This is a genomic window from Pseudophaeobacter leonis (assembly GCF_002087335.1).
In the GTDB taxonomy this organism is placed as follows: Bacteria; Pseudomonadota; Alphaproteobacteria; order Rhodobacterales; family Rhodobacteraceae; genus Pseudophaeobacter; species Pseudophaeobacter leonis.
Map to the genome: position 1 here is coordinate 46200 of NZ_MWVJ01000060.1, position 12972 is coordinate 59171.

At 55.9% G+C, this 12972-nt stretch carries 11 protein-coding genes; 10 read left to right on the plus strand and 1 reads right to left on the minus strand.

The features are described 5' to 3' along the window. The first annotated feature begins 199 nt into the window (after nt 1-199). The 9 genes from B4968_RS13715 to B4968_RS13755 all read left to right on the plus strand — a co-directional run bounded on the left by B4968_RS13715 (nt 200) and on the right by B4968_RS13755 (nt 10305). On the plus strand, nt 200-439 hold the full coding sequence (locus B4968_RS13715) for a hypothetical protein (RefSeq protein ID WP_139792832.1): 240 nt from the start codon (nt 200-202) through the stop codon (nt 437-439). After that, nucleotides 429-3077, plus strand: a complete 2649-nt coding sequence (locus tag B4968_RS13720) for a PAS domain-containing protein (protein WP_083099803.1) — start codon at nt 429-431, stop codon at nt 3075-3077. Before B4968_RS13715 ends, B4968_RS13720 begins: the two co-directional genes overlap by 11 nt. Nucleotides 3078-3150: 73 nt before the next feature. Continuing rightward, nucleotides 3151-3789, plus strand: a complete 639-nt coding sequence (locus B4968_RS13725) for an endonuclease/exonuclease/phosphatase family protein (RefSeq protein WP_083099805.1) — start codon at nt 3151-3153, stop codon at nt 3787-3789. Beyond that, nucleotides 3786-4244, plus strand: a complete 459-nt coding sequence (locus B4968_RS13730; RefSeq protein WP_083099808.1) for a hypothetical protein — start codon at nt 3786-3788, stop codon at nt 4242-4244. The genes B4968_RS13725 and B4968_RS13730 overlap by 4 nt, the downstream gene beginning before the upstream one ends. 315 nt (nt 4245-4559) lie before the next feature. Then, nucleotides 4560-5432 (plus strand): DMT family transporter, encoded by an 873-nt coding sequence (locus tag B4968_RS13735; protein WP_083099810.1) that lies wholly within the window; start codon nt 4560-4562, stop codon nt 5430-5432. Between the two features lie 251 nt (nt 5433-5683). Continuing rightward, on the plus strand, nt 5684-7252 hold the full coding sequence (locus B4968_RS13740) for an adenylate/guanylate cyclase domain-containing protein (protein ID WP_083099813.1): 1569 nt from the start codon (nt 5684-5686) through the stop codon (nt 7250-7252). A gap of 476 nt (nt 7253-7728) precedes the next feature. Beyond that, the gene (locus B4968_RS13745; protein ID WP_083099816.1) at nt 7729-8403 is read left to right on the plus strand and encodes an acetyltransferase; all 675 of its coding nucleotides are present in this window, start codon (nt 7729-7731) and stop codon (nt 8401-8403) included. A 1-nt stretch (nt 8404) separates the two neighbouring features. Further along, nucleotides 8405-9334, plus strand: coding sequence for a glycoside hydrolase family protein (locus tag B4968_RS13750; protein ID WP_083099819.1), 930 nt, complete (start codon nt 8405-8407; stop codon nt 9332-9334). Then, entirely contained in the window at nt 9331-10305 is a 975-nt protein-coding gene (locus tag B4968_RS13755) for a GNAT family N-acetyltransferase (RefSeq protein WP_083099822.1), read from the plus strand. The genes B4968_RS13750 and B4968_RS13755 overlap by 4 nt, the downstream gene beginning before the upstream one ends. Before the next feature lie 470 nt (nt 10306-10775). On the opposite strand, the gene B4968_RS13770 is transcribed toward B4968_RS13755, so the two are convergent. Further along, nucleotides 10776-11330, minus strand: a complete 555-nt coding sequence (locus B4968_RS13770; RefSeq protein WP_083099830.1) for a glycosyltransferase family 2 protein — start codon at nt 11328-11330, stop codon at nt 10776-10778. 801 nt (nt 11331-12131) lie between these two features. On the opposite strand from B4968_RS13770, the gene B4968_RS13775 reads away from it, so the two are divergent. Continuing rightward, the gene (locus B4968_RS13775) at nt 12132-12908 is read left to right on the plus strand and encodes a substrate-binding periplasmic protein (protein ID WP_083099832.1); all 777 of its coding nucleotides are present in this window, start codon (nt 12132-12134) and stop codon (nt 12906-12908) included. Nucleotides 12909-12972: the final 64 nt, after the last annotated feature.

The window sequence follows — 12972 nt, forward strand, 5'->3', positions numbered from 1 at the left end:
TAGAAAAACTGCGATACAGGCTAAGCCGCTCACTTTGCCCGAAAGCCCACTGCCCCCACAACATTGCGATATGACCGGCTGCCCCCCGCATTCGAGGTGTTGGCAGGCACGTGAAACTGCACTTGGAAACAGATAAGAAATTGATGGAACGGACCACGCAGTGCCTGCTCAAGGACCTGATAAAGGTAGGGGGTTCTCTATGCTTGCTTCAATGGACTCGCTAGAGTCCTATTGCTCAACCTTGGCAGAGTTCGCCAAGGTTGGTCGCATATCGGTCTGGCCGTACGGGACCGGGCAGCAGGATCTGTCGTGCCTGTTTGAATGGAACGCCGACAGTAGCGCCGACAGCAAGGTCCGACCACAAGGCCGTAAAGTTGCCAATACGGTGTTCCAATCCTTATGGACGGCCCTTGAGGCGCAGGGCAGTCGTGGCCTTTGACGATGTCAGCATCACCGCTGAGTGCGCCGCACTTGCGCAATTCTTCCTTTCGGAGAATGAGGTGCGCTCGGTCCTCGCATGCCGCCTGGGATCTGCCGACCAGAGCCTCGGAATTCTTCTCCTCGAACATACCGGCATGCCGCGCATATGGACCGGTGAGGACAAGGTCCTCGCGCAATACGTCGCCAGTCTGATTGCAACCTCTTTTGACAAGACCCGCAACCCGGCCTCTCAGTCCAGCGACAGTGTCGCAGGCCGAAGATCCTCGTATTACGATAAACTCGTATTCGATCAGTACTGGGAGATGGATGCCGAATTCAGGTTGCAGAACTACCTACCCGGTGCTGCGAATAGCGCGCGGGATTTGGGTCAGGTCAAGGGGTTGAGGCTGTGGGAGATGCCACAGATTGACCCCGCGAACGGGTCCTGGAACGAATTGCAAAGGGATGTTGCAGACCAGAGAAACATTGACGACTGCATCTTTGCATCAGTCAACACTGCAGGCGAAAGGATCTTTCTGGAGCTTTCCGCGCGGCCATCATATGCGCAGGATGGGGATTTTCTGGGATATTTCGGGGTCGTACGCGACATCACAAAGCGTGTTATTCGGGAGCAGGATCTCAAGTCCAGTGAGAATAAATACCTCAATGCGGCGCGGCTGGCGAATGTGGTGACATGGGTCTGGGATGAAGTCGAGGCGCGTATCACCTACTGCTCTCCTGAGCTTGCCGAGATCTATGGTATTGCGCCGGAAGAGTTGATGAAAAGGACCGTCGCGCAAAAGCACAATGATGCTCCGGAGGGACCCAGCAACGGGTTGCAATACGAAAAAAATCTCAGCTGGATCCACCCGGATGATCGAGACCGTTACCGTGCGGTGGTTGAGGGGGCCTCCAAGGCTCAGACTGGCTACGATGTTGTCACCCGGATCATTCGTGACGACGGTGGCGTTCGGGTTCTTCACGAACGCGGTGAGCCGGTTTTCGACATCACGGGCCGATTGATCGAAACGACGGGTGTCCTGCTGGATGTGACGGAACAGGAAGACAGAAAATCGGAACTTGAGTTGAAACGCGCCCAACTGGAGAACCTGATGGACAATATTCCAGGCGCAATCTACCGGGTGAAGAATGATGAAAACTGGACGCCAATCTACAAAAGTGCAGGATTTGACACGCTGTTTGATCCTGAACTGCAAAACAGCCAGGACGGTGAACGTTTCAGCATAGATTACGGCTCGATCTTTGCAGAAAGCGACATGAAGACCATGAACGATGCCGTCGCCAAGGCTATTGCGAACGGCACCGAATTTTCCTTTGAGTATCCCGTCAAAAGGCGCGATGGCAGCGAAATCTGGCTCAGTGAACGGGGCCGGCCGGTCATCGCGGAAAATGGGGAGATTGAACTTGAAGGAGTGCTGATCGATGTCACCGAAAAGCACAAGGTCAAAGAGGCATTGGCTCAGGCGCAAAAAATGGAAGCCATCGGAAAACTAACCGGTGGAATTGCCCATGATTTCAATAATCTTCTGGCAGTCACCCTGGGAAATCTTGAGCTGCTTAAAGATGACGTAAGCAATCCTGACCATCTTGAATTCATTGATAAAAGCATCGCTGCCACTCTGCGCGGCGCTGACCTTACCAAAAACATGCTTCTGTTTGCGAGGCAGGCACGTCTTGAGCCCACCAGGGTTAACCTCAACACTGTCATCAAAGACACCCATAGCTGGATCAGTCGGGCCTTGCCGGAAAACATCGAGATCCACACCTCTCTCAGTAGCGAGTTGTGGGAGGTTTCGGTTGATCAAAGCTCTACCGAAAGCGCCTTTCTGAACCTCATATTGAACGCCCGGGATTCGATGCCGCAGGGTGGAAAAATGACCATCGAATCCCGTAACATCGAGAGAGATCAGGACTTTACGGATGCAAGCGGTGAGCTGGTTGAACAGGGCAGATATGCGGTTCTTTCGGTCACTGATACCGGTCACGGCATTGCGAAAGATGAGTTGGGGAAAATATTTGAGCCCTTCTACACCACCAAGGAAGTGGGAAGCGGCTCCGGGCTTGGCCTCTCTATGATTCAGGGCTTTGTCAAACAAACAGGAGGATCGGTTCAGGTTCATTCAGAGCCGGGGGTCGGCACGACGTTCAGGATATACTTCAGAGCGCTTGAGGCAGGCGGCGCCGACTTGTCCCAACCCGCAGCGCAGACCGAGGCGGCACCAGAACATTTTGGGGCAAAGGTTCTTGTTGCCGAAGATGAGCCAGAGGTTCTGGAGATCATCCAGAGAACGCTGCAGGGAATGGGATGCCTGGTTACGCCTGCGGCCAGTGGCGATGACGCGCTGAGGATATTCCAGCACGATTGTGACTTTGATTTGCTTGTGACCGACATTGTCATGCCGGGCGAGCATATGGGAACGCACCTGGCAAAGGCCGCGCGCGCATTGAAGCCGGATCTGCCTGTGATCTTCATGTCAGGCTACGCAAACGAGGCCAAGGCCCACGGGAACGGAATGCGTCCCGAAGATTTGCAGCTGAGCAAACCGGTGCCAAGAAATGAACTGGTTGCAGCCGTCAAACAGGCGTTGAAAGCCGTCGAACACCGTCCATTCAGAGAGATAGGAGACCAGTCTTGACGTTTGGCTGCGATATCCTGTCAACTTAAAGGTGCAATGGCTTACTTTTGACAATTCAGATTTGGAGATTGCTATGCCCTTTTATCATGACCTCAAAGACTACGGCCAAGATACGATCTATCCAGACAAGGCCGCCTGGATTGCCCGCCGCCTGCTGACCCTGCGCTACGATCTGGCACAGGCAATCACAAAGACGAGACGTCCCAATTCCCTCATCATCGGCTCATGGAATATCCGTGCGTTCGACGGCGGCATGCCCCGGCTGGATGAGAGCTTCCACTACATTGCTGAAATCATTGCAACCTTCGATATTTGTGCCATCCAAGAGCTGCGCGCTGATCTCGCACCGCTCAAGCGGCTCATGGCTCTGCTCGGACCAAACTGGGATTACTTCGTCACTGATGTAGGCAACCATGAGGGCGCAAATTACGAGCGTATGGGGTTCATCTACAACAAGGACAAAGTGTTCTTCCGCAATGTCATCGGTGAGATCGTGATCCCTTCTGACGCGCTAAGCGATGGCAGCCAGATTGCCCGAACGCCCTTTTTTGCCGCCTTTCAATCCGGCTGGTTTCGCTTCACGCTCTGTTCAAACCATATCATATATGGCGACGATCTTGGCATGCGTGCGCAAGAGATCACGGCCATCACAAACGCCCTGGTGAAACGCGCCAAAAAGGAAGACCAGTCTTTGTCTTTCTTGGTGACATGAACATTGAAAGCCGCGATGGCGAGGTCTGGCAGGCCCTCATCGACAGCGGCATGACGGTGCCGCATTTTGAGGCGACCAACATGAAGGGGGACAAGTTCTACGACCAGATCGCATATACCGAAAAAGGGGCCTCTACCCGCAAAACCCGCCTGCTGCGCCACGGGGTGTTCGACTGGCGCAATGCGGTCTTCGGCCCTGCGCAGCCCCGTGACCCAGCGGCGCCGGATGATCCTGAATTCATAACCCGGATAACCGATGCCGAGCACCGCGCGCACTACGAGCCCATCAACGCAGCAACGCGTACGGACTACGGAAAATCCCCCTACGCCGATTTCGCGTCGCAATATGCCACCAATTTCATGACCTTTGAGATGTCAGACCACTTGCCGATCTGGGTCGAGCTTGAGGTCGACTATTCCGACGCCTACCTCGCGCGCTTTCTCATGGACAGCTGATCGGGTCAGGCAGTAGGGACGAAAGGGGGCGGAATACGCCGGTCGTGCGTCTTGCGCTATTCTGGTTTTATAACGTGTCGCTCGCGCCATTCTTGGCCCGCGCAAGAGCAATGCATTGCCATCAGGGATGGAAAAATGTACTGAACAAATTAAGCGACTACGCCTTCTATATGTGTTTGGCCATTGCTCTGCGCCATAGATTTCGATCTCGCTCCCACAATGAAGGTGCTGAAATTTGCTGATAAACAGCCGGTTTATTCGTCCGTCACATCAACACCAAGATGACGCAAAACGCCTTTGCCTGAGGGATCCAGTATGACGTCGCAAAGTCGTGCAATCCTGTTGATGATAAGTGCTATTTTTTGCTTTTCGATCATGGATGCAGCGGTCAAGGCACTGGCGCCTGATGTTGGCGTGCTGCCGGCACTCTGGGCGCGCTATACCGGACAGATGCTGTTGGTTTTGGTCCTGGTGCTGCCGCGTCTGAAACAGGTGGTGCGCAGCCGATATCCGGGGCTGCAATTTCTGCGATCTATCCTGCTGATGCGCGCGACCGCGTTCTTTTTCACCGGTTTGAGCCTGATCCCCCTAACGGATGCGGCGGCGCTGATGTCGACCAATCCGGTTCTGATCACCCTGGGCGCTGCGATCTTTCTTGGCGAGTCCCTTGGCATACGCCGCGTTGCGGGTATCGCAGTGGCGCTGGTTGGAGCGACGATTATCATGCGCCCCGGTAGCGATGTCTTCAGCCTGTCTGCCTTGTTCCCTCTGGCGGCCGCCGTCTGCTATTCAGGCTACGCATTGCTGACGCGGCGTGTCGGAGCCGACGAAGATGTCTGGACGTCGCTTTTTTACACGGGACTGGTCGGAACCGTGTTGCTGAGCCTTGCGGTGCCCTTCAGATGGCAATCTCCGGATCTGGCCGGTTTTGCCTTGATGATTGCCATCGCGCTGGCCGGAACAATTGGACAACTGGCGTTGATCAAGGCCTTTTCGCAAGGCGAAGCCGGGATGTTGGCACCTTATTCCTACACAGGACTGGCATTTGCAGCTTTCTGGGGCTTTGTGTTTTTCTCGGAAGTACCAGATTTATGGACGGTCTTGGGCAGCTGTGTGATCGCAGGAGCGGGGCTTTATGTCTGGCACCGCGAAAACTACAAAAAGGCCAGGTTGCCTGACCGCAAATGACGGCCCGGAGCCTGCGTTCGACAGACCTGGATGACAGCGGGCGGGCTGATATTCTGGGGCACAGGTAAATGCTGTCTTGCAGGGTGGCAGCGCCAAGCCTACGGTCACTGTATGCTTTGCGAGACCGAATTCCTGTTTAAGTTTGGCCTGAGACGCTGGCAGGCTGGTTGATTGTACTGACGCGGGTCGCCCTATGCGGGGCCATGAAACGGGAGTTTTCCATCTGGAGAATGTCTCATTTAAGGTATCTGATGGAGAAATTAGGACGGTTTTTTCTGGTTCGACCGTATTGGCTGATCGTCGTTGTTGTCGTTGCACTGGTCGGTCTGCCCACCGCGATCTGGCTTGATCTTCGCAACCTGTCGGATGAAACGCTGCGCCGGCAGGCGAGCAGCCTCAATGGAATAATCACCTCCGTCAGGTCCTATTACGCCAAAAACGTCGTGGCGCGGGTGGTGAATTCTGACGCGGAAACACAGGCCCTGCACAACTATCTTGACGTAGTTGGCGCGATCCCAATACCTGCAACGCTGTCGCTGGAACTGGGCGCTGAGATCGGCTCGCGTGAGGGCGATGTCCAGTATCGCTTTGTTTCGGATTATGCCTTTGCCAATCGCCCCCCGCATATGCTCAACAAATTTGAACGGGCTGCCTTGAGCGCGTTTCGCGCGGACCCGCAGGGGGCGCAGTACATTGTCAATTCGACAGGCAATGTGTGGAACCGCGAAATTACCTTGGCGACCCCGGTGATTATGGCAGGCGGAGGCGTCAGTTGCCACAACTCCCATGCCGAGAGCCCCAAGACGGATTGGCGCGTGGGCGACATCCGCGCCTTGCAGACCGTCACCGTGCGTCAGCCGGTGACGCTCAATCTGTGGTCCTTTAAGTGGTTGCTGCTGTATTTCGCCATCGCCGGAACCATCGGACTGCTTTTTGCAGCGATGCAATACAAGCTTGCAGGCCGGTTCAGCAAAATGAACGACGAGCTGACTGCAAACAATGAGTTTCTTGCGGGGGTGTCGCTGAAGATCTCAAAGTACCTGTCGCCACAGGTCTATAAGTCGATCTTTTCGGGGGACAAGGATGCTTCAATTTCGACCGAGCGGAAAAAGCTGACGGTCTTCTTTTCCGACATAAAGGATTTCACCGCCACAACAGAACGTATGCAGCCAGAAGAGCTGACAACGTTGTTGAACGAATACTTCACAGAGATGTCCCAAATCGCCGAGGCGCATGGGGCCACCATCGACAAGTTCATTGGCGATGCGATTGTCGCATTCTTTGGCGATCCCGAAACCAAAGGCACCACCGAGGATGCGCGCGCCTGCGTCCGCATGGCATTGGATATGCAGCGACGGCTGTTGGATCTGGGCAAGGTCTGGAACCAAAAGGGATTGGAGCACCCGTTCAAAGCCCGCATGGGCATCAACACGGGGTTTTGCAACGTCGGGAATTTTGGCTCCAGCGAGCGGATGGACTATACGATCATTGGAGCCGAGGCCAATTTGGCCGCACGTCTGGAAAGCATTGCAGAGCCGGGAGGCATTGTTCTGAGCTATGAGACCTATGCCCATGTGCGTGACATTGTTGAGGCCGAGCCTTCTGAGCCCGTAAGCTTTAAGGGCATCGCCCGCGAAATTATCCCCTACCACATCAAGGTTCAGGCACCCGCAGCGGATTTGGCTGAGGCCTTGCCGGGGGAAGAGGGCGATAGGCTGACGGGGGATTTAGGCGCTTTGGATGAAACTGCGCGCGCCAGGCTCCGCGCGACCATTCAAGACGCCCTGCACAAGGCGCGCCCGCCGCATAGAGCTGACTGACGGGGATGGCTTTACCGGCCCCACAACGGGGCTCCCGCCAACAGGGGCCCCGTCATCAGAGATCTGTTTCGTCAACAGCTGGAGTGCCGATGCAGCCTGCGGTTTGGCGCGCAGAATGCGCCTTGGTTTAGAGAATACGTCCGCTTGTTTTGGGGAGTAAGTCTGTTGAGCGAGCAGCCCGGATTCAGGGAGGAGAACACCCGGGCTGCTGCTTCGTTAGGCTCTCCTGATCCTAGGGTTTGAGTGCTTACCGAGGGGTTAACGCCTTGAACGTTTAACGCACATTTTATGATGCATAGGTTTTTGCCCTGCCGAATCCCGTCGCATCCTGTCGCGTCCTGTCGATATCGGCGGCATCGCTGCAGGCTTTGGCCGGGGGTGAATTGCACCTCGCTTCTGGGGTTGAGTATCGGTATAGACAGGGTTGACAGAGGGCGGCGTGGGGACTCTTCTGAACCAGGAAAGGGCAGGGCGAGATGTCCAAGAGACTATTGATCATCGGGGCCGGCGAATTTGCCGATATCGCCTATGAATATTTCACCGTCGATAGCGACTATGAAGTTGTGGGCTTTGCCGTTGAACGAGAGTACCTGACCGAAGACACCAAATTCGGCCTGCCGGTGGTGGCGCTGGACGAGGCAGACGCGACCTTTGACCCCAGGGATACAGAGGCGCATGTGGCAGTGACCTCAACACAATTGAACCGGGTGCGTGCCCGGCTGATAGGGGCGGCCAGGGCCAAGGGCTACAGGCTGGCCAGCTTTATCAGCCCGCATGCCTTTGTCTGGCGCACGGCCGAGATCGGCGAGAATGCCTTTATCTTTGAGGACAATACGATCCAGCACGGAGTCAGGATCGGAGATGGCTGTGTGCTGTGGTCTGGCAATCACATCGGTCACCAGACCCGGATTGGCGACCACTGCTTTTTGTCGTCGCATGTGGTGATCTCGGGCTATTGCTCCATTGGAGCCAGCTGCTTTTTGGGGGTGAACGCCACCTTTGCCGACAATGTCACGCTGGGCGATGACTGCTTTGTTGGCATGGCGGCGGTGGTCAACAAAAGCTTTGAGGCAAAGGGCCTCATCCTGAATGGCCACCCGGCAGAGGCTTCAAAGGTCTCGTCCTACCGCTACTTCAGGATCAAGGTCTGAGATGGTCTGGCGTAAAGAGGGCCTGGTCTATTGCCCCGAAGCCGCGTCAAGCTGGGCGCAGCATTCCTTTATGACGCCCTGTCCCTGGATGCGGGACGACGAGACAATTCGCCTGTTTGGCGGCATGCGCGATGCGCAGGGGATCAGCCGTATCGGCTGGATTGATGTGGATGCCACCGACCCCACCCGGGTCAAAGCCGTGTCGCCAGATCCCGTGCTGGATCTTGGCGCACCAGGCATGTTTGACGATAATGGCGTGATCCTTGGCGATGTGATCGAGGTGGCTCCGGATGAGCTGCGAATGTATTATGTCGGCTTCCAGCTGGTGGCCAAGGCCAAGTTTCTCGCCTTTACCGGCGTGGCAATCAGCCGGGATCGCGGCGAGAGCTTTCAGCGACTGCAACAAACTCCGGTCATTGATCGTTGCCCTCAGGGACAATTTATCGGCGCGCTGCATTCCATCGCACAGCTGGAAGATGGCAGTTTTCGCGCTTGGATCTCTCGGGGGCATGGCTGGCAAGACATCGACGGACGGCTGTACCCGCAGTATGATTGCTGGACGCTGACCTGTGCTGATGGGCTGCGGTTTGACAACAATCAGGCGGTGCAGATCATTACGCCAAACGCGCAGGAATACCGCATTGGCCGACCGCGAGCGACGCAGCTGCCAGATGGCTCATGGGAGCTGCGGGCCACCTCGGACACGCTGTCCAAACAATACGAGAGCTTTCGGTTCATATCCCCTGATGGCGTCAGTTTCAGCCGCACCGATGAGGTTGAGCTGCCCCGCGGCGATACCGGAGCCTGGGACAGCGACATGACCTGCTATCCGGCAAAGATCACAACGCCTGCGGGCGCGCAGTACCTGTTCTTTAATGGCAATGACATGGGACGCACAGGAGTGGGTGTCGCCCGCTGGACAGCAGCATGACTGAGACCCTGACGATCCGCCGCTACGGGGCCGGGGATGCTGAAGTTTGGAACAGGTTTGTGGCGCAGTCGCGCAATGGCACCTTTCTGCTCAACCGGGGCTTTATGGAGTATCACGCGCATCTGTTTGAGGATCATTCCATGATCATTGAACGGGGCGGCAAGGTGCTGGCGCTTTTGCCTGCCAATCTGGCCAAAAAGGTCGCTGGTGACCAGGGCCCTGCGCGCCAGTTGCACGCACATGGCGGGCTGACCTATGGCGGGTTGATCTATGGCACTGCGATGTCTGCGGCGCTGATGGTCGAGATCATCGCGGCGTTGCGCCAGAGCCTTCGCAGCCTTGGTATCTCAGAGGTGCTGTACAAACCGGTGCCGCATATCTTTCATCAGGCAGCCAGCGAAGAGGATCTCTATGCCTTGCTGCAGGATGGGGCACGTCTGGTTCGTACGGATCTGTCATCAGCCCTGGCGATTGGCGGCCCGGTTGCCTTTTCCAAATCAAAACGCCAGGGCGCGCGGCGGGCCGAAAAGGCAGGGTTAAGCGTCCAGCGTTCAGAGGATTTTGCCGCGTTCTGGCAGATCCTGACAGCGCGTCTGGACGAGGCGCATGATGCCGCGCCGACCCACAGCCTGGCTGAGATTGAATTGCTCAAGGCGCGCTTTGACGCTGAAATCCAGCTGTTTGTCGCCCAGGGCGATGACGCAGTGCAGGGCGGGCTGGTGGTGTTTGACTGCGGCCAGGTGGTGCATGTGCAATATATGGCAACCACCGAGGCAGGGCGCAACAATGCCGCTCTGGATCTGATCATCGAACATCTTGTGACCGAGGTTTACGCGGATCGGGCCTGGTTGAACTTTGGCATTTCGACCACCGATGCAGGGCGGAATTTGAATGTGGGTCTGTCGCGGCAAAAAGAGATGTTTGGTGCCCGTGGCATCCTGTTTCAACACTACGCCTGGGATCTGTCATAACCCGAGGGACGCAGCAGGCGGATCGCTGGATGTTTTTTCCGCGCCAAAACAGGGGCTGTTTATGGCGCGGTGGTTTGGCGGCTGCGTCTTAGGTTCTTTCCCATCCGGCGGCGTTCTGAGATCAAGAGCCGCAGCGCCAATACGGGCTGCGAAACATGCCTGAACAAAAAGGCCATCAGCGGCAGATCGTTGGCCTCTAGCCGCAGCTGAGCCTCGTTCAGGCAGTGTTCCAACACCGCGAACACCGCATGCGTAGGCTCTAGACCGGCCGTTTTGGCATCTGCCTGGCGCAGTTTGAACGTATTGCAAATACGTGTGAGCTCACGGTGGCGATGCGCGGTCCAGTCGGCGCGGTTTTTGAGTGTCGCGGCAGCTTGCTGATGCCGACCTCGGTGCGGTAGGCGACCAGCGGGGCGTCAATAAACCCAACCCGGTCCAGCAAACTGGCGCGAAAGCCAAGGATCAGATCCTCAAAAACGCCCAGATTGGGTACTGGCCCGAAAAATGTCGAACAATTCCCGCGACCAGCAGGCCGTGGCTCCGATATAGAGCGACTGGGACCTGGCCGCAGCGCACAGATCGCGGGGCTGCTGCAGTTGTATCCCTGTGTGGCGGCTGTCGTCCTGCACGCCGTGCTCTGTCAGAATGTCGACACGGGCGTGCACCAGCAGCGGTTTTTGCGCGTCGAACATCTGCAGAACCCGCGCAACCCGATCCGGGTAGGAGACATCGTCGCCAGAGCCCGCAATATGGATGTCGCCCTTTGCCATTGCGATGCAGGCATTCAAATGCGGGTTCACGCCCATGTTCCGGGCGTTTTGGTTCAGGGTGACCAGATGTGGCCCTGAATAGTTTGCAGCGACCTTCTGGATAATTTCCCATGTTCGGTCGGTCGAGCGATCATCCGAAATCAGAATTTCGACCGGCTCGCAGTCCTGCGCCAAGGCTGCACTGAAGGCCTCCTCAATATAGGCCTCCTGGTTGTAGACAAGGAGGATAAAGGACGCCCGGGGATTGGCTACCATTGGAAGTTCCTTGCAGGCATTCACGGATCCAGTACCAGTTTGCCCCGTTAATAGGCAGGCATCGGGACATGTCAAGCCGGTAGGCACGCGCGAGATGGGCTGCTTCGTGCACGGGTCTCTTCAGGTTTTGCGAGGGCCCGCCAGACGCCGCTGACCGGATGTGCTGGGTGACATGTTCCAGATAAGGAGCGTTGGTTTGATCGCGACCCTGTAAAATGGCTGAGGTACTGGCCCGGCTCACAGCTCTCACGGCCTTGCCTGTTTGGCAGGCATAGATAGATACAACGGCCTAGGTGGAATCATGGAAACCGGACTGGCTTTCCCTATTGTTGAAAAGGCAAAGCCTTGGTCTTTCAGGGGTATTTTCATTAAAATTGGAATTGGAAAGAGGCGCAGAGAGGGACCGCCTGGCCGCGAATGCGACCCCTTGATCAGACCATTGCGCAGCGGGTCCTGATCCAAGGCTCTTTCACTTGCCAAAGTCCTGTTTCCGCTATTCGGAAGGCTTTCGCAAACAGGGAGGATATTATTTTGTGATCTGTTTCAGGAGTTTATGGAACTTTTACGATTGAGGCTGCGCTTTTGGAAAGTGCGGTATTTCAACATGGAGCGCCTGGAGCCTGAAACGGGCCCCGAAACGGGACCTCAAGATGGCCCTCTGGCCTGCCTTGATCAGGCACAGGCAAGAGGCGCATGCGCTAAGGTCAAAAACACTCAGAAGCTGAGTGTCTGCATTAAGGTAATCCTGTATTAAGGAGACTATGGTCCTGTGCCCGTATAGGTTTTTTTGAGGAGCGAAACATGAAGTTCGGAATTGCAGCAATTATGTCTGCGTCATTATTTTCTCTTTCGAGCACCGCAATGGCAGCCGAGGTCAAGGTAATGGCAGGTGATCTGCCTCCTATGGTTCAAAAAGACGGAACCGGGCGGGAAGCCGAAATCATTTCGACCGTGCTTGGGCATTGCGGACATACAGCGGTTTTTGTTGTGCAGCCTTTTACCCGTCATTGGCAGTCCTTTGAAAGTGGCACCGGTGATGCCGTTGCGACCGTGCCTGTTGGAATGCCAACTGCCGGAACGCAAACCCAATCTTATATTTCGTACCAGAATGGGGTTTCGTATTTGACCTCTTCCGATCATGAGGCAGCGTCTCTGTCTGACCTGAATGGCTGGAACATTGTCGCCTTTGAGGGCGCCAGCAATATTATTCCGGGCCTTGGCGGCGAAACTTCCGCGTTCAAATCCTATCGTGAAATGGCGGATCAGAAAACCCAGAGCAAACTGCTCTATGGCAAGCGCGTCGACGGTATCCTGGGCGACGGTATGCTGTTCGCTGAGTTCGCGCGCCAGCTGCAGGAGGCAGGGGCCTCTGCGGGTGTCGATGCAAGCCAGGCCATTGAATTTCGAGCAATTTTTGAGCCAAGCCCCTATGCTATGAGCTTTAGGGATCCGGCAATGGCAGCCGATTTTGATCGCTGTTTTTCTGAGCTGGATCAGGCCGGGACAATTGCCGAAATCAACACAAGGTGGACAGACAAGTATCGTGCCGCTTTGGGCGACAACTACATGTCTTACTAAGGGTGTACCGCTGTTCTTTGACCTGTTTGCATAAACAGAGATCTGAACAGCGGCGCCTTCTCTT